Source organism: Paenibacillus sp. Y951, assembly GCF_056786395.1.
The window spans coordinates 40,844-66,387 of sequence record NZ_JBXCIY010000015.1 but is presented as its reverse complement, the minus strand read 5'-3'; the positions used below and the strand labels follow the sequence as shown (position 1 = coordinate 66,387).

Here is a 25,544-nt window from a genome sequence, read left to right as displayed (position 1 = left end):
ATGTATGTATGGTTAATTGTAAGTTTTATGCAATAAAATAGTCAAAACGTACGGATTTGATATAAAGCGGCAATTGTTCTATAGATGCTGGACTACCCCAATGTTACAGTAACGGCATACCGGACAAAATGAATGAGTGAAGCTCGACTTGCATTGTTTCAGACAAGATTGAAGCTGCCTCATTATTCGCTGGTACAGATAAAAAAACAAGTTATGAGGAGAGGATCATGTTGTTGCAAGCTACAAAAAAACGAGTTAAAAAGGCATTGGTATTACTTCTAATGTTATCAATCACAATCCCGACGTTTTCAAGTCAGAGTTTCGCAGCCAATCAGGAGGGTCAGTTCTCCGATATTAAGGGACACTGGGCAGAAGAAAAGATTCAAGCTTGGAACGATGAAGGATTGATAAAAGGATATTCGGATGGTTCATTCAAACCTAATAATTACATTACTAGAGCAGAATTTATGAATGTGGTTAATCACGCTTTTGGCTACACAAGGCAAGCTGCAATCAGTTTTAAAGATGTTTCTGAGGATGCATGGTATTACGAAGCAGTATCCATAGCTAGTGAAGCGGGATATATTAATGGTTATACGGATCATATGGTGAAGCCAGAAGACCTGATAACACGTCAAGAAGCGGCAATCATGATCACGAAAATTAAAAAGCTAATTAAGGACGAGAAAACAGCTAATTTCTTTAGCGATTCATCATCCATTGCGGCTTGGAGCAAAGGTGCTGTAGGTGCAGTTGCAGCTGAGAGCATTATGGAAGGTTATTCAGATGGCAGATTTAAACCTTTGAATTCAATCACTCGCGCAGAAGCCGTTGCTGCCCTAGATAATGCTTTGCATTTCGTTCAGCTTCCTTTATCTGCAGTGAAGGATGGAGGCAATGCTGATGATGCTACATTGAAAAATATCGTTACAACCAATCCATTTATTCAAATTCTAGATGGGTTTGATCAGGTATGGTCCATAAACCAACCGGCTTGGAGAGACGGATTAGTGTTAACTAAACCAGGTTTAAATGGGGAATTTGCAAAGTATGGAGATGGACCTACGATTTATTATGATGGCTATAAAAACAATGCTAAAGCAGTAGTCGCAGATAAGAAAACATTTGCTAATGAAGAGATTAGAAATGCAGCTACTTGGGTTGCTAATATCAAATATGTAGAAGATATTACTCAGAATCGAACAGATGAAGAGACTTTAGCAGCATATTATGATGACCAAAGAGATAAAGTATATAGTATGATGGAGGCTTTTGGACCTTTAGCTAATACCTATGTAGATATAGTTAATCCAACGACAAGTGTTGTAAGAACGATGGATGAAATGAATATGGTATTAGAAGAAGAAACAACCGAAGACGAAAGCCAAGGAATGGGAACAGATTGGGCTGAATCTGAACTTGCGGACATGGTAGATTTAGTTGCTTTAATTAGATTTAGAACTCCTGCTTCTTCAAATCCATCTAAATACTTCTACTCATCTCCAAGACCATGGAGAATGAATTCAAGTGGAGAAGTTGTAGAGATCGTAGATGCGAATGGATTAGCTGTTTGGGAAACATTAGGCAAAGGTGAAGCAACAAAAGAACCTTTAGCTTCAGGAGGAACGAAAACAACAGGAGAAAAACATTACCAACAATATGAAACCAACGTGAAGGTTATTCCTGCATTACAATATGTAAGAAGAATAGCTGAGGATGGAAGAGGAAAAGACGGAGCATTTCCAAGTGGACATACAAGTGCATCGTACTTATCAACATTTGGATTTGCATACGCAACTCCGGAAAGATACTCTGAGTTTTTAACTAGAGCAGCGGTAATGGGTGAAAACAGAATCGTTACTGGGATGCACTCACCACTTGATGTTATCGGTGCAAGAATACAAGCGACAGCAATGACTGCCTATGCGCTTAATAAGGAAGAAAACAAAGAAGTATTAGAGAAAGCATATAAAAATGCAGGAGAAGTATTTGGAGCATTAGCAGAAGCAAATAACATGAGTTTATATGAATATGCGCATACGGTAACAGACAAATATACTTTCGAAAGTGCATACGACGAAACAAAATGGGAAGATCATGATGCTAATAAAGCTTTCTATAGAGAGAAGCTTACTTATGGTCTACCGCAAACAGGAATTAAAGGTTTGGCCCCTGTAGTGCCTGAAGGTGCAGAAGCACTATTAGAAACTCGTCAACCTTATTTAACAGATGAACAACGTAGAGAAGTATTGTATACTACAGCAATTGACTCAGGTTACGCTGTAATTGACGAATCACAAGGCTGGGGTAGAATTGATTTGGTAACGGCAGCTGATGGATATGGTGCGTTCTTAGACAACGTTACCGTTAATATGGATGCTTCCAAAGGGCGATTTAATGCGCAAGACTGGTGGAGAAATAATATCACTGGTAGTGGTAAGTTAACGAAAAAAGGAACAGGAACACTTACATTGACAGGGGATAATCGCTACACAGGCGGAACATTGCTTCAATATGGTACGTTAGTAGCTCAATCTACAACTGCCTTTGGTAATGGTGATCTTTATCTAGAGAATGGAACAGTTGTAGTTAATGTTGATGGAGCATTAGCGCTTGATGGCAACTTCACAATGGATGATGGTACTTTAGACATTGCGATGGATAATGACAGCAGTCAAATTACTGTCGATGGAACACTGTATCTTGAAGGTGGAGACTTAAATTTAGATTTCTCTGACTATCAGATTGAAGGTTCTAAAGTGATTACTTTAATAACTGCAGATGCAATTAAAGGTGAATTCGATAATGTAACTGCTGATGGTTATAAAGTAAGTGTCACATATGAAAATGATCGTATCATTGCACATATTGAAGCAAAATAAAGATAGTTGATTGTTTTTAATTTTTAGGCTGACGACATTTGTCGTCAGTTTTTTTATTTGCGCCAAGTATGACGACTAATCCTTTAATGATCAATCTAATTATTGATGGAATGTTAGAGTCAGTTGTAGTTGGTGAAGGTTTACAACTACTAAGACAATTGTTATATTAAGTGTTATTACTGAAAATAAAAAGTAGAAAAGAGGTCTGAAAATGGATGTGAAATTCCCAATTGGAAAATTACAAGTTCCAGAAGAGGTAACATTGGAAAATATTCAAAAGTGGTTAAAGCAAATTGAATCGTATACGATTCAATTGAGAGAAGCTGTAGATTCATTAAATAATGAACAATTGAACAAAACTTATCGTGAAGGTGCTTGGACAATTCGTCAGCTTGTGCATCACATTGCAGATTCTCAGTTGAACATGTATCAACGTTTGAAGTTAGCTTTAACAGATGATAACCCAACTGTACCTGCATTTAATGAAGAGAAGTGGGCGATTCAACCAGACAACGAGCTTCCTGTAGAAAGTTCAATTAAGATGCTAGAAGGTATTAATGAGCGCATCGTAGCTTTAGGACAAAGTTTAACTGAAGAGCAGCTAGATCGAGCATTTACTCACCAAACAAACGGTAAGATTAAAGTGGCAACAAAAGTTGCAAAATTAGCTTGGCACGAAGAGCATCACTTAGCACACATTAAAATTGCATTGTCAAAATAAAAACATATGTATAAAAGTAGCTTATCGAGTTTCGATAAGCTACTTTTGTTGGTTGATGGAATACGTTATTAAGCATGATATAAGTGTGGAAGAAGTAAACCATTTGCCTTTATATTATATTGTCACGTGGAATAATTTGTTTAGTTCTTTCTCTAGACGTTGAATGACTTCTTTTTCAATTATAAAGCTACCATTATCAATACGTTCGATCTGCTTATCGATCAAATAGACAGGATGCAAAATGGTCGTAGCTCCGAGTACCGACAATAAAGGCTTTAATGCATACTCTATTGAAAGTAAATGAGCTAGTGATCCTCCCACTGCAATCGGTAGAATTGTTTTGTTTTCAAGTGCTTTATGTGGAAGTAAATCTAAATAAGTTTTTTAAATTCCAGAATAAGCGGCTTTATACACGGGTGTAATAACAACGACGGATTCGGCTTTCTCGACAATCTGATTTACTGATTGAATGTGCTCACTATTGAAATTAGCAGTGAGTAAATCACGTGCAATCGGGTACCAACCAATTACTAATCCTAATGGTACGGCAAAGGCGATAGCTAAACCAAAACCAACAATGGAGCGAGTCATACTTGCACTGAAATGAGAAAATAATTCGTTAGTTATGAGCATATTCCACCATGAGGCTGCTACTTCAGAAAAAGTAGGGAAGAAAGCAGGATCGACTAGACCGATTCGTGGTGCAACCTCCCAAGTAACTAAAAACAGCAAAAGTACAATTGATTGTTTGAATAGCTTTTGTAATATGAATAAAGGATTAAAAGTTAGTTTATGAAGCCTTCTAGACGATTTCACTTGCTTACTAATAGCAACCATATTCTCTTACCTCCTAAAACTTTTCATAGCCTCTCGATAATCATCTCTGCAGATGAAAAGTACATCGAAAGCTTCATCTATACCATGCGTAATGAAAATAATTGTTTTTTTAGTTTTCTCCCATATTCGAAACAGTTCGCTTTGCAGAGTTTCGCGGGTTTGAGCATCTAAAGCTGCAAATGGTTCATCCATAAGTAAAACATCTGGATTAAAGGCTAAACTACGAGCTATTGCTACACGCTGCTTCATCCCGCCAGATAATTCATGAGGATATCGATCAGCAAAGTTTTTTAATCCGATCAGTTCTAAATAATGATCTGATTGTGCTCGCCATTCACGTTTAGGTATTCCTTTTGCTTCAAGTCCAAATTCGATATTGCCACGTGCTGTTTTCCAAGGGAATAATGCATACTGTTGAAAGACAGTGCCTCGATCTAATCCAGGGCCTTTAATTTCTTGACCATCAAGTAAAATACGTCCTTTTGTTGGTGTAGATAAACCTCCCAATAAATCGAGAAGCGTAGACTTCCCGCATCCACTAGGACCAACAATGGTTAGAAATTCACCCTCATTTACGGTAAATTCTATATTACTAATTGCAGTGAATTCCTTTAGTTATCTAATCGGCATTTTATATAATAGATCAATTAATTCGCAGTAAACTTATAGGAATAGTTTAGCGTGTTATCTGGTGATGTCAACCATATTTTAGAAAAGTATTAACATACACGTTATTGTTAGGTACGATTCCAATTATGATTTTGGGGATGATCGCCTGTTATCAATGGCGGTGGTGATTCTGCTGTCGATTGGGCGCTTATGCTTGAACCGATTACTGAAGAAGTGACGCTCATTCATCGACGAGATAAGTTCCGTGCTCATGAGCATAGTGTAGAAAACTTAATGAAATCGAAGGTTAATGTCGTGACATCAGCAGAAATCAATATTATTTACAGTGGCCCGCGTTCAGCGGATTGCACGGCTCTAGAACGTACCGTGCTACTAAAACTTGGGCGTCACCAAGTATTCTCGTTCTGTTTTCAGCAGATCGATGTGCTCAAAGGAATGATGAAGGTGCTAGCTGACCGATTGCGAGAAATTCCAAATTAAATAAAATTGCGTTCGTTGTCCGGATCATACCGGGGTAACGAACGTCGTAAAAACCTTTTTTCACCAAAGGGATGAAGTTGTAAACGGTGTTAAGAGCAACTTTGCGTTTCATCAATATGATTTTATATGTTTAGTTGGACGTATAGTTTATGGATTACAATTGAAATTTTTAAATATACAAAAATATGAATATATTGAAATTTTAGTGCTTAAATGCTATGCTTTTTAAGTGTACATACATAGGAAATAATGAAAAGGGGAGATGTTATTATGAAAGTTTCACGTAAGTTATTAATCGTTATTACTGTTTTTTCTTTGCTTCTTAGTATTAGCTCTATAACCTATGCATCTGGACTTTTACGCAAGATAACTGCATATCAAAATCTTGGAATTCAAATTGAGGTAGATAGCAAGATTGTAAGTATGAAGAGTGATGGAGTAGAACTATATCCAATTACATTCGAAGGTAGAACCTATGTACCAGCTAAGCCACTGGCAGAAGCTCTTGGTGCATCCGTAAAGTGGGATGGAGCGAATAATAAGGTTATCGTAAATTCTGGTAAGGGATCAACAAGTTCAGGATCAATATCTACAGGATCGACAACTGATAATACCTCATCATCTAATAATCCGTCTTCGACTACAGGTACAACTAGTACCAATAAAGGAACATTCTCAGATCCAATTAAATTAGGTACAGCATTTACTTATAACGATGAATATAATAAAAAGGCTGATGCTTCATACAATTACACTGCACAATATACAGTAACACTTACTAAAGCTGTACCTGTTAGTGTTAGCGAAATTGAGAAGCTTGGACTCAAAGTACAATCTGAAGAGGGAATTTCCTATTTGTTAGTAGATGTGAAAGTAGCCCTTAAAAATGCTAAGTTCATAGAAGGTACGGATACTAGATTTACTTACCGTCATCTTGCAGATTATTATCCTAACTTCTCAGCTGCTCGAACTCCTTCAGATGAAATGGCTTATGGTGTAACTATAACTGGTTTTGAGGGTTCTTTATATAAAAATATACTTAAAACATTCAACGGTTATCCTCAAATAGGGCCTAAGGATTCTGGATCATATGCAGCATCGGGTTCTATCATCGTGCCAATTGTTCACAATAAAGAAAACTATTTAATGCTTAAACGAAGTGATAGTGATCTTGATTATGATAATAGATATTATTATTTCAAGCTAAAATGAATCAATTTCATAAATCAAAAGCCTTATTAAGACTAGCTTTTTAAGGCATAGGAAAAGGAGTACCTCCCTAAATCTCGAATAGGTTGAGTGCGAACAAAACCAAATGAGACAAGGAGGAACTCCCTATGCCATATATTCGACATGAGAGTTTATTTACCCTGCAAGAACTTTATCAAATGGAACAAAAAGATCGTTTCCGCGAGATTTTTTCCACAATAGTTATTACCCCTATCATGCGTTTGGTCAGAAAAACATCGCTTTATGGGGCCCCTATTGAAGTGAATTACAGAGCGATGATCTACTCCTTGATCGTTAGGATTATGGAACGGATTCCTACGATCAAAGATTTAATCAAGAGACTTCAACATGACATCTTATTCCGCCTGGATTGTGGCTTTATGCTTTCTGAAGCCATTCCGTCTGCATCCTCCTATTCTCGGTTGGTACGCAAGATGAGCCAAAGTTATGCGCTGGAGGACATGCAATAACAGTTACTCATGCAAGCCATAGCGGAAGGATTTATTACGGATGATACAGTTGCCATAGATGCCACCCATATTGAAGCTCGGGATCAGGCTCCTATCAAGCAAGTAAAGGGAAAATCTGAGCCCAAAAAGCGTGGGCGAAAATCAAAAGCCGAACGTGAAGCTTGGCTGCAACACAAACAAGAACAAGAAGAGCAAAAGTCCATATTTGAGAAAGCAATTGCTGCTCAATTAAGAGAGTCGTTCCATGTGCTACGTGACGAAATGCCTCTTGACCCGCAATGGGGAGTCAAGAAAAACAGCGATAGGAAAAATGTCTTTTGGTATGGCTATAAAGGTCACCTTGCCGTAGGCACGCAGAGTCAACATATCCTTGGAGCGATGCTCTCTTCTGGAAGTTTGAATGATGGTAAAGCCGCGATTCCGCTCCTAAAAGGGGTTGCTTTGCAGCATCCAAATTTCAATTTCAACTATGCAGCCATGGATGCAGGTTACGATTATGGACCTATATACAAGCAAGTTCGAGAAGCGAAGGCTCATGCCATTATTGCTTATAATCGTCGGCGAGAACCAGAACTTGTCGGGTTTGATGAATACTTCGCACCTACTTGTGTGAGGGAGCATTCTTACCGCTATGAGAGCTACGACCCGAAATATGAAACACTTAAATATGTTCGTCCGAAAGCATGTGAAAGCTGTCCATTGGCACATGATTCACTTTGCCAGAAAGTCTATAAAATGAAGATAACAACGGATCTTAGGAAATATACCGCTCCGGCCAGATGCTCAAAGCTTTGGAAAGACATCGCTAAAAGACGATCTGCAGTTGAAAGAGTAAATGCTTACTTGAAGGAATTCTTTCATTTACAAAAATAAAAACTCTGCTAAAATATGTATATAATATACAGAACACAATTTTATAATGTAAAACTATATTGGGAAGGAGAGCTTAAGTTTACTATGCCAATTATTCAAGCTATTGATCGCGCTTTAAAGATTGTTGATTTATTCGATGAACAGCAAACAGAGTTGAAAATTACAGAAATAAGTGAAAAGATGTCTCTTCATAAAAGTACCGTTCACTCTTTATTGAAAACGCTTCAATTACACGGCTATATTCAACAGGACGAAGAAAACGGGAAGTATCGACTTGGTATGAGGTTTGCCGAGAAGGGACAGTTATTTCTAAATCAGCTAGATTTACGGGACTTTGTACGTCCATCCTTAAAAAAGTTATCTTCTTTAACGGGTCAAACTACGCATTTAGTCACACTAGAAAGAAATGAAGGTCTTTATATCGATAAGGTTGAAGGGGAGAAGGCTGCGATTCGCTATTCTCGTATTGGTAGAACAGTCCCCCTATACACAAGTGCTGCGGGTAAAGTGCTAGTTGCTTTTCAGGAACAGCCATTACGCCAACATCTAGTTAAGTTCATCACGTTCGAGCAGAAGACGGAAAAGACAATTCTTAATGCGAAAACCTATGAACAAGCATTAGAAGCAGCCATCATTAATGGCTATGCGATTGATAATGAGGAGAATGAAGTAGGGGTTAGATGCGCAGCTGTTCCTATATTCAATCATAATGGTGAGATTCAGGCTGCAATAAGCTTATCAACGATGGTAGCATCAGTTGGAGATGAAGAACTGCAGGTATTTATTCAGCAGCTGAAACAGTCTGCGGATGAAATATCAGTAAAACTAGGCTATAGAGGGAATAAATAGATTTTGCCAAGCATAAAATTTTAACTATTTAACAGAACGAAGTTTTACATTATAAAACAAAAGGGGTAATTAGATGAGAATTATTCGTTATGTAGAAGAAGGAATAGTGAAAATAGGTTCGATTTCTGATGATTTATATTTATGTGAATTGGATGTGCATGATGCGATGGACGTATTTGATCAAGCGCAGAAAGCAGGTCAATCCGCATTAAGCTATATTGTTGCTGATCGTGCAGGAAAGGAAACAAAACAGGTGAATTGGGATGAGTTGGAGATCATTATACCTTTGGATGCTCCAGAAGTATGGGCGGCAGGGGTAACTTATGGCCGTAGTAAGGAAGCAAGAAATTACGAGGCTACGGATGGCAAGCTAGATGCATTGACCTTTTACGATAAAGTTTATGATGCAGAGAGACCGGAGCTATTTATGAAGTCAACTGCAGCTAGGACGGTAGGACCAGGTCAGAATGTATGCATCCGCAATGATTCTAATTGGCAGGTCCCTGAACCAGAGCTTGGACTTGTACTGAGTTCTTCAGGTGAGATTGTTGGTTATATTGTTGGAAATGATATGAGTTCGCGTGATATTGAGGGAGAAAATCCATTGTATCTACCGCAAGCAAAAGTTTGGCGCCAATCATGTTCAATTGGTCCAGCAATACGAATTGCTGAAACAGTAGACAATCCTTACTTACTAGAAATGACTTTGCGTATTTATCGGGATGGTCAAATGGTTGTGGAAGAATCGGCGAATACATCGCAATTGAAGCGTAAGCTTGAAGAGCTAGTATCGTTTCTAATTAGAGACAACGTGATCTTTAATGGGACAGTATTGCTTACGGGGACATGTATCGTACCACCCAATAAATTTACACTTGCAGAGCATGATGTAATTGAAATTGAAATTGAAAGCATTGGTAAGCTAGTGAATAGTGTAGCAAAAGCATAAATATTAATTATTCGATATGGAGGAGATTATGATGACAAAAGCAATTGAACAAGTATATGGAAATTACTACAACGGGGCATGGTATATGCCGCAGAAAGATGCAGTGCAAAAAAGCATTAATCCTGCACATCGCAACGAGGTAGTAGGTTGGTTACCGAAAGCAACAAGTGATGATCTAGAAGAAGCAGTCCAAGCTGCTGTCAATGCGAAGCAGGCATGGAGAAAGTTAGCAGGTGTGGAGCGAGGTAATTATTTATTCAAGGTAGCGAATATTTTAGAAGCTAGACTTGATGAAGTGGCAGAGACTATGACGAGAGAAATGGGAAAAACATTCTCAGAGGCAAAGGGAGAGACAGCTAGGGGCGTTGCTATTCTTCGCTATTATGCTGGAGAAGGAATGAGAAAAGTAGGTGATGTCATTCCAGCTTCTGATGCTGAAGCTTTAATGTTTACAACGAGAACGCCACTTGGTGTTGTAGGTGTTATTTCACCGTGGAATTTCCCAGTTGCTATTCCGATTTGGAAGATTGCTCCCGCATTAATATATGGGAATACAATTGTATGGAAGCCAGCAACTGAAACAGGTGTCACAGCAGCCAAAATTATGGAATGTTTCCACGATGCGAAGATACCAGCAGGGGTATTAAATATGGTCATTGGTAGCGGCGTGACGATTGGTCAAGGCATTGCCGAGCATCGTCAAATAGATGGAGTTACCTTTACAGGCTCTAATAATGTTGGCAAGCAGGTTGGTCAGGCGGCACTTGCACGTGGTGCAAAATATCAACTTGAAATGGGAGGTAAAAATCCTATTATTATTGCTAATGATGCAGATATTGATCTAGCAGTAGAGGCTACTATTAGCGGAGGTCTGAAATCAACAGGTCAGAAATGTACAGCAACGAGTAAAGTCATTGTAGAAAAAGGAATTTATGACGAATTTAAACAAAAGCTTGTAGAAAAAGTAGAACAGCTAAAAGTAGGTGATGGCATGGACGCTACAACATGGTTAGGTCCATGTGCCAACGAGAATCAGCACAAGACAGTTCTACATTATATAGAGCAAGGTAAAAAGGAAGGCGCTACTCTGTTAGTCGGCGGAGGTGTTCCGACGGATGAGAGCATGCAGGATGGCTTCTTTGTACAGCCTACTATTTTTGAACATGTCACTTTAGATATGAAGATTGCTAAGGAAGAAATTTTCGGACCGTTACTAGCATTGATCAAGGTAGATAGTTTTGACGAAGCAATTGAAGCTGCTAATGACTCCGAATTTGGCTTAAGCGCTTCAATCTATACGCAAAATATTAGTAGAATGATTTCCTTCATTCATGATATGGAGGCAGGGATGGTGCGTGTAAATGCCGAAACAGCAGGTGTTGAATTACAGGCTCCATTTGGTGGGATGAAGCAATCTAGTTCCCATTCTCGTGAGCAGGGGCAAGCGGCAATTGAATTTTATACAGCAATCAAAACGGTATATATAAAAGGGTAATTGCCAATTGAGGTATATAAATTGATCATTCGCTATAACGGTTAAAGGGGAGCATTACTATGGGAATAGACGATATTATGGGTTCACTTACAGAGAAGCAATATCAATTGTTCACTCATGCAGCTGGGCCGCCGGGAAAGCTGCCACTGACTCCAGAAATGCTTCTGCATTCACCAAGCGGTGATTTGTTCGGATTGTCACAAAATGTTGGAATGGGCTGGGCGCCAAGTAAGTTGCTTGGCAAGCAAATGCTCATACTAGGCACGCAAGGCGGCATTAAGGATGAGCTAGGTCAGCCGATCGCACTTGGCTATCATACGGGGCATTGGGAAATTAGCGATTTAATGAAATCAGTTGCTAATGAAATTAATGAGAGTGGAGGGATACCGTTTGCAGGTTTTGTCAGCGATCCATGTGATGGGAGATCACAAGGAACTACGGGAATGTTTGATTCCTTGCCATATCGCAACGATGCAGCCATTGTGCTAAGAAGATTAATTCGATCTCTACCTCAGCGCGCAGCGGTCATTGGTGTGGGTACATGTGATAAAGGACTACCAGCGATGATGCTTGCTATAGCAGGATCACCTCAGCTTCCCGGTATTATTGTGCCTGGAGGTGTTACGCTTCCGCCAACATCAGGCGAAGATGCAGGGAAAATCCAGACGATTGGTGCAAGGTATGCCAATGGAGACTTGAGTCTCGAAGAAGCTGCTGACTTAGGCTGTCGTGCATGTGCAACGCCAGGTGGAGGATGCCAATTTCTAGGTACTGCTGGTACGGCCCAGGTTATTGCTGAAGCGATGGGACTAACTGTTCCTCACGCTGCTTTGGCACCATCTGGGCAAGAGATTTGGCATGAAATGGCTAGACAATCTGCAAGAGCGGCTATTCATATGGTTAGCAGTGGGCTCAAGACGAAGGATATACTTACGGATGATGCAATCTACAATGCAATGGTTGTCCATGCTGCATTCGGCGGTTCTACAAATCTTCTATTACATATTCCTGCAATTGCACATGCTGCAGGACTTCGTATTCCTACAGTACAAGAATGGGCCGAAGTTAATCGCAAAGTTCCTAGACTTGTCAGTGTACTACCAAATGGGCCACATCCGCACACAACGGTACGTGCTTTTCTGGCTGGCGGCGTTCCAGAAGTGATGCTTCATCTTAGGAAACTAGGTGTTTTGCGTGAGCATGCATTGACGGTAACTGGTCAAACAATTGGCGAGGTACTGGATTGGTGGGAGAAAAGTGAGCGTAGAGTGGTTATGAAGCAAATGTTGATTAAATTAGATGGCGTTCAGCCTGAAGAAGTTATCTTTGCTCCAAATCAGGCAAAACTAGCAGGCTTAACGTCAACGGTAACCTTCCCGCTTGGGAATATTGCACCTGAAGGGTCTGTCATTAAATCAACAGCGATTGATCCATCTAAAGTAAGTGCTGAAGGTATTTTTCATCATGTCGGTAGAGCAAAGGTATTTACAACAGAACGTGCAGCGATCGCTGCAATTAAAAATAAAGGCATCGTAGCCGGGGATGTACTCGTATTGATCGGTCGTGGTCCCTCCGGTACAGGCATGGAAGAAACGTATCAGTTAACATCGGCATTAAAACATTTACCGTTCGGTAAAGATGTTGCACTAATTACGGATGCCCGTTTTTCTGGTGTATCGACAGGCGCCTGCATTGGTCATATCGGACCAGAGGCGCTAGCAGGAGGACCAGTCGGGAAGTTAAGAACAGGTGATTGGATCGACATTCATATTCAATTGCATACGTTGGAAGGCTCTATTCATATGTTAGGTGATGGTGAGGCTCCTACGAACGTTGATGAGGGAACTGCGATATTAGCACAAAGGGAAATGCATTCAGAGTTAAGAGCAGACCCTGATCTGCCAGATGATACAAAATTATGGGCCGCTCTCCAAGCAGCAAGCGGAGGCACATGGCGCGGTTGTATCTATGATGTAGAGCGAATAAAAGCGTTTCTCGATATTGGTATGCGCTCAGAAGAAGGTCAGCAATTATTACAATCCTACTTAGAAAGTGACAGTGGTTAATGATGAAAATTACGAATCCGATCCTACCAGGATTTCATCCCGACCCGTCTATTATTCGTGTAGACGATGATTACTATATTGCAACGTCAACATTTGAGTGGTTTCCTGGTGTTATCATTTACCATTCTAGGGACTTAGTTAATTATCGTCCATTAACGACTGTGTTACGCTCTGCTTCGCAGCTGAATATGGTTGGTGATCTTGATTCTGGTGGAGTTTGGGCACCTTGTCTAAGCTATAGCAACGGAATTTATTATTTGATTTATACGGATGTAGTAAGCAGAATGGGTGCATTTAAAGACACACATAATTATATGGTTACGGCAACCGATATTATGGGACCGTGGTCCGAGCCTATTTATCTCAATAGCAGTGGTTTTGATCCATCGTTGTTTCATGATGACGATGGTAAGAAGTGGCTAGTCAATATGCTGTGGGATCATCGAAAAGGAACCAATTCCTTTGCTGGTATTGTATTGCAACAATTTTGCACCGAGCAGCAGCAATTGATTGGAGAGCGTAAGCTAATATTCAAGGGTACGGAATTGAGATTAACAGAAGCCCCACATCTGTACAAGCGCAATGGCTACTACTATCTTATTACGGCAGAGGGTGGCACTCAATATGAGCATGCGGTGACGTTAGCACGCGCAGAGCATATTGTCGGACCTTATATTGTATCACCTAATCATCCTATTTTAACCTCTAAACATAAGCCAGTGATTGCGCTGCAAAAGGCAGGCCACGGCTCACTAGTAGAAACGCAGCACGGAGATTGGTATATGGTTCATTTGGTAGGTAGACCAACCGTAGATAAATATTGTACATTGGGTAGAGAAACTGCGATTCAACGTATGAGCTGGACGGAGGATAATTGGCTGGAAGTAGAAGGTGGCGGTAATGAACCAAAAGCAGAAGTTGTTGCGCCGAACTTACCATTACACTCGTTTCCTGTGATACCTGAGTTAGATCATTTTGATGAGCAGGAGTTAGGGATTCAATGGTGTTCACTACGTATTCCAACAGAATCAACATGGGTGTCATTAAGCGAGAGACGGGGATACTTGCGTATAAAAGGCCAGGAATCGATGAGTTCTGTGCATCGGCAAAGTATTATTGCAAGAAGGCAGCAAGCTTTCAATTGCGAGATTGAAACAACAATTCAATTTGAACCTGAGCATTTTCAACAAATGGCAGGCTTAATTTTATATTATAATACAGCAGACTATGTGTATTTGCGAGTGACACATCATGAGCAATTAGGTAAATGTCTAGGAATTGTTCAATCGGTCGAAGGAGTCTACGATGAATGCTTAACAAGTGATATCCCATTGCAAGCAAATGCTGAATATCGATTAAAAGCAGTCATTCGTCGTGGTATGGTGCAATTTTATTATGCAGAATTAGACGAGGAGTGGCAGCCAGTAGGGGAAGCGATTTCTATTATCCACTTGTCTGATGAGCATGGAAATTATATTCGTTTTACAGGTGCCTTTTTAGGAATGTGCGCTCAGGACTTAAGCGGTATGAGAAAACATGCAGATTTTGATTACTTTATATACAAAGAATTAAGCTGACGGTTGCTTGCTACCAGCGTTGCAAAATGGAGAGCAAAACTAATCGATAAAAGTAAGAGGCTACTTAAAATATACTGATACCTATAGTTTGGATACTTGAAAAAGTGTTCAGACTATAGGTGTTTTTTTTATCATCCATACGTCCAAATTAAAGCGAGCTCATATTAAACTCTATTTGTAAGCGTATACAACAAGTGCTTATTACAAAAAAACGATTAATTTTGTTTGCTTGAAAAATTATGTGCAAATATTTGTTGATGATGCTATTACACCCGTCATTGATGGTTGTAGCATATAGTCATCGCTGGCGCTGTTAAAGGCTAAAACATAATAAAGCCAATTCATATTTAATCCTTTGGGTTCGAATCCCAAAGGATTTTCTTTTCCTCATTATAGGAATTACGAAGAAGTTGATCCACATCTTGGGATGGTTGCCATTCAAGTAGACCATATCACGATACAGCATTTGTTGTAGCATTTAGCAATATTTCCGGACACACGTAAAACGTGCTGAATTTTCGATCATTACCCTTTCATTATTCTTTCATTAATGCCTGTTATGATGATAATAATGTGAAATTATTCAATTCATAAAGGAGGAGAAACAGTAATGAAAGTGCAAAATTGGAGTAAACAAGCAATGATATGTTTGATTGTATTTATTATGGTTTTTGGCAGTATTCCAAGTTGGGTAAGTCCAGATGGATCCCAAGTTCAGGCTGCAGGAGGTTTTACTGGGGGAAATGGTTCGGAGATCGATCCATTTCTCATTTCTACAGTCGATGAGTTAAGTGAAGTTAGTAATTATCCGAGTAGCTATTTTGAATTGATTAATGATATTGATTTAAGCGATTATGGCGTTGGGAGTCCATGGGAACCGATAGGAACTTCCACTGATCCATTCACAGGAAGTTTAAATGGTAATGATCATATCATTTCAAACTTGTATGTTGACTATACTGTTTCAAATGATTATAAGGGATTATTTGGTTATATTGAGGGTTCTGGTAGCATAAAAAATTTAGAACTTGAAAATGTAAATGTATCGGGTGACTACCATGTAGGTGCCTTGGTAGGTTATGTTCATGACGGAATATTTGAAAATATTAAGGTTACAGGTAAAGTTTTTTCGTGGGATGATTATGTAGGTGGAGTGATCGGTTATAGTGTAAATACGAAACTCACAAATGTTAATGCTAAAGTAGATGTAACAGGCGATTATGACTACGTAGGTGGGATAACGGGTTATAGTACTAATGGTTCAGTTAGTGACGTTTATTTTGAAGGGAACGTAGAAGGTAACCATTATTATATAGGTGGTCTCTTCGGTCACTTTATAGATGGTACTATTCGTAATAGTGGCTCAAAGGGAAGTGTATCTGGACATCAATATATAGGCGGACTAGTGGGTGGTCTTGAAAATTCAAAAGTAAGTGAAAGTTACTCTCATTCAGATGTATCTAATACGGATGATGATATGGGCGGGTTAATTGGAAATAGTATGAAGTCACATATTGAATATTCATATGCAACAGGTAATGTAACTGGAGAGGATGATCTAGGGGGATTAGTTGGATACAGCGAAGAAACGAAAATTGAATATTCATATGCTACTGGTAATGTAATCGGAGGCGATGATGTAGGTGGCTTAGTAGGTGATAATGAGGGTGGAACTATCTCTCACAGCTTTGCGACGGGAAATGTAACGGCAACATCCTATGTGGGCGGGCTAGTAGGTGAGAATGAATCCCCTGATGTTGGTAATAAATCGACCATCGAATATAGCTACGCGACAGGAAATGTGAATGGCCAGCCTTTAAAAGATGAGCCAGAGGCATTCGGGTTAGGCGGCTTAGCAGGTTACAATAAAGCTGGTGTGGTTAGCAACAGTTATGCAACAGGAGCTGTAACTGGAGACACGATTGTAGGTGGTTTAGTAGGTGATAATGAAGAAGGATCAGTCGAAAATAGCTATTCGATCGGGCTTGTAACTGGTGATTCTTTTGCTGGTGGGTTAATTGGTTCTAATATTAATGGAATTATTGTAGGCAGTTATTATGATACTGAAACTTCAGGACAGTCGGATAATCTTGGTGAAGGTTTAGCCTCACAAGCAATGAAAATAATTGACTCCTATGTGGATTGGGATTTCGATAGTATATGGAAGATAGATGCTCATAATAATGGCTATCCTTATTTTAAAACACACCAATTAACTTATGTAAGTAATGATGCAAATCCAGATGGTGAACTAACGAATAGTAATGCATATGTTTTAAATTCACCAGTGTTAGTAATTGGAAATGATGAGAATTGGGGAATGCCAGGATTTCTTTTCAAACATTGGAATACAGAAAGAGATGGTACCGGAATATCTTACAGTGAAGGTGACACGATCTCATCTCATACAAGCATTATATTATATGCTATTTGGGCAGGAAATAATGAAAATCTTAGCGGTTTGAGTTTATCTGAAGGGGCAAGTTTAAGCCCAACCTTTTCAGAAAATAAAACTAGCTATACAGCTCGTGTTGCAAATCGTGTTAGTAGTATTAAAGTAATACCAGACCTTGTTTCATCCGATTCAACAGTGACAGTAGCGATTAACGATGAAACAGCACATACAGTACGAAGTGGTCAAGAAAGCCTTGAACTTACTTTGGGTGTGGGGAAAAATACAATTAATGTGGTAGTCACAGCGGTGGATGGAACGACAACCAAGACGTATATCGTGATTGTAACACGAGGAAATCCTCAAAACGTAGTGACTCCTTCATATAGCTCCAATGCTAATCTTAAGCAATTAAGTTTAGATGGAGGAGTACAGCTAGATACCGAATTTAGTTCAGATGTATTGAGTTATTCTCTAAATGTAGATCATAGCTTGCATCAAGTTAGTATTACTCCAACGTTAGCGGATAATAACGCAACTGTAGAGCTACAATTGAACGGTGTTACTTATGTTGTTGCGAGTGGTAGCAAAAGTAGTGAGTTGCCACTAAAAGTAGGCTCTAACGTTATTGAAATTATTATAACAGCAGAAAATGGCACCATTAAACGTTATACGCTGACCATTGCACGTAATCAAGAAATAGAAGAAGCTGACTATAAATGCTTGTTCAACGATATTGAAAATCACTGGGCAAGGGCAGAAATTTGTGAAGCAGCAGGCTTAGGAATTACAAAAGGAAAAGATACTTATACATTTGCACCGGATATAGCGATTACTCGTACAGAGTTTGTTGTTATGTTACTTCACACGCTTCAGATTGAGGATGTTGCTGAACCAATTTATATGCCTTACGATGATCAAGACAGTATTCCCCAATGGGCTCGACCAGCTATAGAGACAGCAATAAAGCAAGGAATAATAGAAGGCTACCCTGATGGGACTTTACGTCCACTTGCTACAATAAGTCGAATAGAAATGGCAGCCATAATCGTAAGGGTTATGAACTGGCAGAACGATAGTAATATATCCACCTCTTTCTCGGATGATACAAGTATTCCAAATTGGGCTAAAGAATATGTCCAGATTGTTCGCGATCAGGGAATTCTAACAGGTAGAACACATAATACATTTGTACCTTTTGGGATAACAACAAGAGCGGAAGCTGCGGTTACCTTGTTACGACTTTGGAATATTCAATAGTTATTATCAAGAAAGATTGCGATTTTCATAAATATTGATAGAGTTTTGCTAGCAGGAGTTGTCCCATATGGGGCAACTTCTTTTTTTGTTGAGGCATCTTCATACGTAAGTGTTCACTATTTATAGGTGGCTTTTTCTATATTAAATTGTGGTGGATAGACGATATTGTTCGGGAGTAATGCCAACATTTTTAATGAACGAGCGATAAAATTGGCTTGGACTAGAGAATCCTAATTCGTTACTAATTGTCATCACAGATTTTTGTGTTTGTCTAAGTTGATGTTGAGCCTTCTCGATTCGAAGTCTAAGCACATATTGATATGGAGTAAAGCCAGTAGTGTTCTTAAAGGAACGAATAAAGTGATAACGGCTTTGTAATGCAATGGCTGCTAACTGCTCAATACGAATAGATTCAGAATAATGAGCATGAATATAATCAATCACCCTACTAATATAACAGTTATCTTGGTGCTGCTGTGTGCGAAGTTGCTTGCAATAGCTAGACTCTGGCCCCCAAATTAAGCCATGTACATAATGGAGTGCTTGCAGTTCTTTTTCCTCCACTGCTAAACGTTCTGATTCTCCAGAAAGAAAGAACGAGGAACTCCATTGATGAAGGAAGGTTGATACTGAAGCTGGTTCAAACTCGTATTTATTTTTAGGCTCAGGAAAAGAGGAGGCGTCAGCAGGGTACAGGCTATCATCATTGATTTGAAAAATAATAATGCCATCCTCAGGTCCTTGATGGAAATTGTGCTGATTATGGGGAGGAAGTAACAGTCCTTCGCCAGCCACTAGTTTTCTTTCCGTACTCTTGTGTGTGAAATGGCAATGTCCACGTATTGGGATTGTCATTTGGTAATGCGTCGCATGACTATGAGGAGCATTGGTGAAACTGCTCTCTATACTGTGTAACTCCAGCTGTGGAAAAATAATTTGCATATGCATAAATCTATCACCTTTCTGATAAGTAGTGAAAGTTGCTTATTTTATCGCAATTTTAACGACGACATCTTCCATCTGCTTTTAGTACAATGCTTCTTATGATAAGACAAGGGGAGGATATCATTTGATGACAAAAACAACAAAATCAGCGAAAACAGCAATGACCGTCCTGTTCGGTGTAAGCTTTGCACATTTGTTAAACGATGCTATGCAATCCATCGTGCCTGCAGCATTTCCAATTTTTCAGCAAAATTTAGATCTTTCCTTCACACAGGTAGGATGGATTGCTTTCACGCTAAATGTTACAGCTTCTATTCTACAACCGCTGATCGGTTATTGTACAGACCATAAACCGATACCAATGCTATTACCGTTAGGAATGGTCTTCACTCTTTTGGGGATGATTGGTTTAGCTTTTGCTCCATCGCTTGGCGTTCTTTTGCTAGCCTCTGCTTTTGTTGGCATCGGTTCCTCTGTCCTTCATCCAGAGTCATCACGAGTTGCACATTTGGCAGCGGGTAAAGGAAAAGGATTTGCGCAGTCCATCTTTCAGGTAGGAGGAAACTTCGGTCAAGCATTAGCACCTGTAATTATCGTAGTAATGATTGTACCGCTTGGCCAATTAAGTTTTCTATGGTTTACAATATTGGCGGTCATCGGAATTATGGTGCAATATGCTGTTGGACGGTGGTATGGTAAGAAGGCGAAGGAGTTAGCAATTAGTAAGAAATCTCTTCCAACAGAAGCGACTCGCCAAGCGTTCAGCAAATCCTTTATTGGTTATGTCATGCTTATTCTTATTTTGATGCTGTTCTCAAAGTTCGTCTATTTAGCAAGTATGACGGGATACTACACTTTCTACTTTATGGATAAGTATGAATTACCGTTAACTCGAGCGCAAATGTGTTTGTTCGCGCTACAATTTGCAGGTATGGTAGGAACATTTATTGGGGGACCACTGGCTGACCGCTTTGGACGTCAGAGGATAATATGGTTCTCGATACTAGGAACTGCACCATTTTCTATTTTACTTCCACACGTACAACCTGCAATGGCTATGATATTATGTGTCATTATTGGATTAATTTTAATGTCTGGCTTCTCAGTCATTATCGTATATGCTCAAGAATTATTGCCTGGGAATGTTGGTACGGTAGCTGGATTGTTTTTTGGATTATCTTTTGGTTTAGCAGGTCTAGGATCTGTATTCATGGGATGGTTAATGGATTCCTACGGTGTCTCCATCATTATTCAACTATGTGCATACTTACCTCTGCTAGGGATATTCGCTTTGCTATTGCCTAAGGATTCCGTCATTATGGGGAGTGAACTGAAAAAAGCGTAGAATCTTGTATGTCTAGGCACGGTAAATATGTACTGGTTTTAAAATACTATTTATCGATTGATAATACACCAAAACCCATCCTCTTCATAATAGAAGGGAATGGGTTTGAAGATTAAGAGTATCGCAATAAAGGCGGATTAAACAGCTAATTTACGAGGTTTATTTATAGTGTGCCGTCCACTTACTACAAGCAAAATTATAGAAATAATGATAAGTATAAAACATAACACAAATGAATACCGGTAACCGACAACAGTGGCTAACCCCCCTCCAACAAGACTACCAACCAGTCTGCCGATTGTCGATGAATTAGAGTAGAGCGTGGATGCATATCCAGGCATATTTGGAAGCAGATCTTGGATGTAGCTTATGCCAATCGCTGAAAAGACGGCAACGAAAACAGCCAGTAGGACTTGGGCTGCAAGCAACTGCCACATCTCGCCAGACATAAGGACAACGAGGTAATAAGCTCCTCCTAGAACGGCCCCGCATATCATCAAAACTCGGTTACTGTACTTCGCACTAAGTAAACCAAGCATAAGCATAAACGGAATTTCTAGCGCTGCACAAATACTACTAATTAGACCGACATCACTAGTCGTTCCACCAAGATTGTTGGTAATAAAGAGTGCAGTATTCAGGGTGCTCGTCCAATGAGCTATATACATGAATATTAGTACTAGAAAAGGAATCAGAATATTAATGTTTTGACCTAATCGGAAGCTTTTTACTTCAGTATTACTGATTTTCAGTTCTGCATTTGATTTGAAAAATAGGAAAACAAGTAAGGCAACAAGCAGGAAAACTCCGATCGTACCTGAGAATATCCCCTTAAATCCAACCGCGGAAATTAGCAGTGTACCGATTAATGGACCTGTAATAAAGCCGAGAGAGAAAGCAGCCCGCAAGGTAGAATTAGCAAACGCATGATCAGTAGAATTACTTTTATTCACGGCTTCTCTTGAGAGTGCAAACAATTGAGGCATCCCTGGTGCACCGAGCGCGGTGAACACAGTCATATAGATGAACAAAAACGTAAAGTCCTTAATGAGCAAGTATCCGCAAAAAGCAAGAGCATTGAAGAGCGTGGCGACAAGATAAATGATTTTTCGATTCAAGCCCAGATCAGAGCGTCTCCCGATTAGCGTACTGATCCATATTCCGGAAATTAACGTGACGGCTAAAAAAACACCGAACATTCCGACAGAAACACCAAGCTGTTCTGTGAAATAAATGGATAGAAAGGGTGCACTGAGTGAAATAGCCATTCCCTGCAATAACATGCATAGAAAGAGTAAGGTGTAAGATGGAATCGAAAATAGTGCAGTGAGTCGTTTGAACATGATGTGAAGTTACTCCTTAATATTTGTTTAGATAGTAAATCAACTCGTTAAGTATACCTGAAACAGACGGTAATAATATATATGCTAATTGACTAGAAACCACAAAATAAATGGCGACACAGGGAAGTATTCCTGTGTCGCCATTTTTCTATTTGATATCAGATTGATTATCGTAATTGATCCGCAGTTAGATCAAGCCAGTCCATTTCTGCCTTTGTTAGTTTAACTACTGCTCCTTCATTGCAGGATGTCAGCTCAGCTTCGCTGCGTGCGCCAATCAATGCACAAGTCGGGAATGGCTGGTTCATCACATAAGCAAGCGCAATTTGGATCGCAGTTAGTCCTTTTTGTTCTCCAAGCTGCTTTGCTCTACTCAGACGCTCCCAATTCGCATCACTATAAAATACACGAACTAAATCAGCATTGTCGCGATTTTCTGGTGAAAACAGACCTGTAAAGAAGCCTCTAGCCTGTGAAGACCAAGAAAGTAAAGGCATTTGAACCTCTTCATGCCAATTGCAGGTTTCCACATCTGCGGAAACACAATCTTTCCAAAACGGTTCATTGGGCTTGGCAAGACTTAAGTTAGGACTGTTGAATGTAAAGCCCGTTAAGCCTGCACGCTTTGCATAGTTATTTGCTTCTTGGATACGCTGCCAAGTCCAATTAGAAGTGCCGATAGCCTGCACTGTACCAGCAGCTATATATTCATTTAATGCATCAATAATATGCTCTACAGGTGTATTGGGATCATCACGATGCAGAGCGTAGAGATCAATGTAGTTTGTACGTAATCTCTCTAAGCTAAGCGAAAGATCATATGCAATATCCTTTTTAGCTAATCGGGGACCATTTTGATCATGATGCGCCCCTTTTGTCAAAATGACTAATTGATCACGATTCCCTCGGTCTTCTAAATACCTACCAATCACTTCTTCACTTTGACCACCGCAATATATATGTGCAGTATCCAAAGAATTGCCGCCGATTGCAATAAAAGCATCCATATTCTTTTGAACAAGCTCATAGTTATCATGTAAAAAGTAATCAGTACCCTTCATCAATCTAGAAACTGGCTTAACGCATCCTGCAATTTGTATAAATTCCATTGAATACACCTCTATTCGCTAAGTTCTACTCTCGTTTTTTCTCTTGCTGATGCGATTGCAGCATCAATAATCTTCATATTGTAAACCGCATCTGCTGCATCGAACGGAAGTGGCTTCCCTTGAAGAACTGCCTCGGCAAAGGCATCTGCCTGCAATGAATATTGATTTAGAAACGGTACCGTTACTTTATTTTTTTCGTCGCCTTTTATAATATAGAAGTGACTACTTTCTTCGGTTGGCGTTACGAAAGCAGAAGGAACTTCGATGATTCCCTCAGATCCTAGCACCTCAAGTGGGTTACGGAAGGCTGACCACATCGCACAGTCAAATTGAAGGGAGACTCCACCCTCAAATTCAATTAAACCTGCAGCCATCATATCTACATCGCCATGACGCTCGGAAAACTGTGCTTGGACTGTAACTGCCACGGGTTCTTTACCTAGCAGCATTCTCGCGGCAGTGATCGGATAGCATCCAACATCGTAAATAGCTCCGCCACCCCATTCTTTTTGATAACGTACATTGTTCAAATCATTAGCATTATTGAAAGTAAATGCGCTACGAATACCTCTTACTTCGCCGATTTGTCCGCTATCAATTATCTCTTTAATCTGGTTGTATCTCGGATGATAACGATACATAAACGCTTCTGCTAATAGTACTCCTGCTTCCTTGGCAGCCCGTACCATTCGCTCTGCTTCATCTGCATTGAGTGCTAGCGGCTTTTCGCATAGGACATGCTTTCCTGCTTCGATTGCCTTGAGCGTCCATTCATAGTGCAAATGATTGGGCAGAGGTATATAAACAGCATCGATGTCTGGATCCTGTAGTAATTGTTCATATGAACCGTATGTTTTCGAAATTTGAAATTTAGCGGCAGTTTCTTGTGCTTTCTCTAAATTTCTGCTTGCAATAGCTACAATTTCATTGAATTGTGATTGAAGAATACCTGGAATAACTGAATGAACTGCAATTCGAGCACTTCCTAAAACTCCCCATTTGAGCTTTCGATTAGACAATTGATTCACTCCTTAATTAGTAGTATATTGTGATTATACTTCTACTGTATTAAAAAGAAAATGATAGTATTTTGTTCATCAATAAAACAAAATTGTCATCGAGGTGAATCTATTTGAAGCGACAATTCCATATGGTTACACGATCTGAAAATATTTATTTCATCTATCCCGAGTCTGTTGGTCATTACATCTCAGAGCTTGATCATGAGATGTATCGTAAGCCGAATCAAATGATTAGTTATAATATTCATGTTGTCGAGTCAGGCTATGGCTTTGTTAAGTTAGATGGCGTTGAACATATACTAGGTCCAGGAGATGCTGTTTTTTACTATCCTCAACAGGAGCAGCATTACTATACGAGCAAGGATCAGCCATGGAATATCCGTTGGATTCACTTTTATGGAGATAAGCTGCAGGACTATTTACTAAGCAATAACATTAAGCCGGGTCAACTGTGGACATTAAAGCAAACCGAGCCTTGGATCAAGCTACATGATGAGTTGATGCTAGAGGCAGAAACCAATCTAATGCTTAATCCGACACAATTATCTGCTAGGACGTACGCATTAGTAGTTAATTTTATTGAGCAAGCCATTCCTTTAACAGAGCGGAAGCAAGGGGGGACGAATAAAAAGATATTGGATTTGCTTCCTGATATGCAATCTTCTGCTACTGAACCTTTCGAGCTCGAATATTGGTCAAGCAAAGCGGATGTCAGCCCTCACTATTTCTGTAAGTTATTCAAGCAGACGATGTCGATTACACCAATGGAGTTTATAACAAGATGTAGACTGCAAATCGCCAAGCAATGGCTGCTAGAGCGCCATGATTGCTCAATCGGTCAAATCGCGAATGAAGCGGGCTACCCAAGTGTTAGCTATTTCAATAAAAGGTTTATGGAATATGAGAAAATAACTCCTACAACTTACCGAGAGCTCTACGCGATGACGATAGAAAACTAAACCTTCGCCGCATGAATAAAATTGATATGTGGATAAACAAGGGGGAGCGTGATGCCAGTCCTTGTTTAAACATGTGCAAAAACAAAAACTGTAAGTCTGTTTGCGAACTT

17 protein-coding genes and 4 pseudogenes are annotated in these 25,544 nt (G+C 39.6%); 14 read left to right on the top strand and 7 right to left on the bottom strand.

All coding sequences use genetic code 11. The annotated features are described in order from the left end of the window. Positions 1-233: 233 nt before the first annotated feature. Genes AC1TPB_RS18830 through AC1TPB_RS18820 form a run of 3 tightly spaced genes read left to right on the top strand, consistent with a single transcriptional unit; the run spans position 234 to position 3,603 of the window. Positions 234-2,882, top strand: a complete 2,649-nt coding sequence (locus AC1TPB_RS18830) for an S-layer homology domain-containing protein (RefSeq protein ID WP_482077939.1) — start codon at positions 234-236, stop codon at positions 2,880-2,882. Positions 2,883-2,920: 38 nt separating this feature from the next. After that, positions 2,921-3,052, top strand: a complete 132-nt coding sequence (locus AC1TPB_RS18825) for a hypothetical protein (RefSeq protein ID WP_482077938.1) — start codon at positions 2,921-2,923, stop codon at positions 3,050-3,052. Positions 3,053-3,093: 41 nt separating this feature from the next. Then, entirely contained in the window at positions 3,094-3,603 is a 510-nt protein-coding gene (locus tag AC1TPB_RS18820; RefSeq protein ID WP_482062213.1) for a YfiT family bacillithiol transferase, read from the top strand. 114 nt (positions 3,604-3,717) lie between these two features. Here AC1TPB_RS18820 and AC1TPB_RS18815 read toward each other — a convergent pair. The 3 genes and pseudogenes from AC1TPB_RS18815 to AC1TPB_RS18805 all read right to left on the bottom strand — a co-directional run. Further along, positions 3,718-3,975, bottom strand: a pseudogene (locus AC1TPB_RS18815) (NAD(P)H-dependent oxidoreductase); the annotation flags it as partial. 12 nt (positions 3,976-3,987) lie between these two features. Next, the gene (locus AC1TPB_RS18810; protein ID WP_482077937.1) at positions 3,988-4,440 is read right to left on the bottom strand and encodes an ABC transporter permease; all 453 of its coding nucleotides are present in this window, start codon (positions 4,438-4,440) and stop codon (positions 3,988-3,990) included. 69 nt (positions 4,441-4,509) lie between these two features. Next, a pseudogene (locus tag AC1TPB_RS18805) lies at positions 4,510-5,052 on the bottom strand (ABC transporter ATP-binding protein); the annotation flags it as partial. A 168-nt stretch (positions 5,053-5,220) separates the two neighbouring features. Between AC1TPB_RS18805 and AC1TPB_RS18800 the strand changes: the two are divergent. The 9 genes and pseudogenes from AC1TPB_RS18800 to AC1TPB_RS18760 all read left to right on the top strand — a co-directional run. After that, a pseudogene (locus AC1TPB_RS18800) lies at positions 5,221-5,370 on the top strand (NAD-binding protein); the annotation flags it as partial. 450 nt (positions 5,371-5,820) lie between these two features. Continuing rightward, the gene (locus AC1TPB_RS18795) at positions 5,821-6,762 is read left to right on the top strand and encodes a stalk domain-containing protein (RefSeq protein WP_482077936.1); all 942 of its coding nucleotides are present in this window, start codon (positions 5,821-5,823) and stop codon (positions 6,760-6,762) included. A 125-nt stretch (positions 6,763-6,887) separates the two neighbouring features. Continuing rightward, positions 6,888-8,114, top strand: a pseudogene (locus AC1TPB_RS18790) (transposase); the annotation flags it as partial. A 93-nt stretch (positions 8,115-8,207) separates the two neighbouring features. Next, on the top strand, positions 8,208-8,972 hold the full coding sequence (locus AC1TPB_RS18785) for an IclR family transcriptional regulator (RefSeq protein WP_482077935.1): 765 nt from the start codon (positions 8,208-8,210) through the stop codon (positions 8,970-8,972). 73 nt (positions 8,973-9,045) lie between these two features. Then, positions 9,046-9,921: a fumarylacetoacetate hydrolase family protein gene (locus AC1TPB_RS18780; RefSeq protein ID WP_482077934.1), complete on the top strand. Its 876-nt coding sequence runs from the start codon at positions 9,046-9,048 to the stop codon at positions 9,919-9,921. A 28-nt stretch (positions 9,922-9,949) separates the two neighbouring features. Next, positions 9,950-11,416 carry an alpha-ketoglutaric semialdehyde dehydrogenase GucD gene (gene gucD, locus AC1TPB_RS18775; protein WP_482077933.1) on the top strand — a complete coding sequence of 489 codons (1,467 nt, stop codon included), beginning with the start codon at positions 9,950-9,952 and terminating at the stop codon, positions 11,414-11,416. Between the two features lie 59 nt (positions 11,417-11,475). Beyond that, positions 11,476-13,482 carry a YjhG/YagF family D-xylonate dehydratase gene (locus tag AC1TPB_RS18770; RefSeq protein ID WP_482077932.1) on the top strand — a complete coding sequence of 669 codons (2,007 nt, stop codon included), beginning with the start codon at positions 11,476-11,478 and terminating at the stop codon, positions 13,480-13,482. After that, entirely contained in the window at positions 13,482-15,059 is a 1,578-nt protein-coding gene (locus tag AC1TPB_RS18765) for a glycoside hydrolase family 43 protein (protein WP_482077931.1), read from the top strand. The genes AC1TPB_RS18770 and AC1TPB_RS18765 overlap by 1 nt, the downstream gene beginning before the upstream one ends. 610 nt (positions 15,060-15,669) lie before the next feature. Continuing rightward, positions 15,670-18,711, top strand: coding sequence for a GLUG motif-containing protein (locus AC1TPB_RS18760; RefSeq protein WP_482077930.1), 3,042 nt, complete (start codon positions 15,670-15,672; stop codon positions 18,709-18,711). A gap of 141 nt (positions 18,712-18,852) precedes the next feature. On the opposite strand, the gene AC1TPB_RS18755 is transcribed toward AC1TPB_RS18760, so the two are convergent. Then, positions 18,853-19,659 carry a helix-turn-helix domain-containing protein gene (locus tag AC1TPB_RS18755; protein WP_482077929.1) on the bottom strand — a complete coding sequence of 269 codons (807 nt, stop codon included), beginning with the start codon at positions 19,657-19,659 and terminating at the stop codon, positions 18,853-18,855. Between the two features lie 124 nt (positions 19,660-19,783). Between AC1TPB_RS18755 and AC1TPB_RS18750 the strand changes: the two genes are divergently transcribed. Further along, complete coding sequence (locus tag AC1TPB_RS18750) at positions 19,784-21,001, top strand: MFS transporter (protein WP_482077928.1); 1,218 nt, start codon at positions 19,784-19,786, stop codon at positions 20,999-21,001. 137 nt (positions 21,002-21,138) lie between these two features. On the opposite strand, the gene AC1TPB_RS18745 is transcribed toward AC1TPB_RS18750, so the two are convergent. The 3 genes from AC1TPB_RS18745 to AC1TPB_RS18735 all read right to left on the bottom strand — a co-directional run bounded on the left by AC1TPB_RS18745 (position 21,139) and on the right by AC1TPB_RS18735 (position 24,472). Beyond that, positions 21,139-22,344 carry a sugar efflux transporter gene (locus AC1TPB_RS18745; protein ID WP_482077927.1) on the bottom strand — a complete coding sequence of 402 codons (1,206 nt, stop codon included), beginning with the start codon at positions 22,342-22,344 and terminating at the stop codon, positions 21,139-21,141. Positions 22,345-22,511: 167 nt separating this feature from the next. Next, entirely contained in the window at positions 22,512-23,453 is a 942-nt protein-coding gene (locus AC1TPB_RS18740; RefSeq protein ID WP_482077926.1) for an aldo/keto reductase, read from the bottom strand. Positions 23,454-23,464: 11 nt separating this feature from the next. Then, positions 23,465-24,472 carry a Gfo/Idh/MocA family oxidoreductase gene (locus tag AC1TPB_RS18735; protein ID WP_482077925.1) on the bottom strand — a complete coding sequence of 336 codons (1,008 nt, stop codon included), beginning with the start codon at positions 24,470-24,472 and terminating at the stop codon, positions 23,465-23,467. 113 nt (positions 24,473-24,585) lie between these two features. Here AC1TPB_RS18735 and AC1TPB_RS18730 point away from each other — a divergent pair, with 113 nt between their 5' ends. After that, on the top strand, positions 24,586-25,434 hold the full coding sequence (locus AC1TPB_RS18730) for an AraC family transcriptional regulator (RefSeq protein ID WP_482077924.1): 849 nt from the start codon (positions 24,586-24,588) through the stop codon (positions 25,432-25,434). The last annotated feature ends 110 nt before the right edge of the window (positions 25,435-25,544 follow it).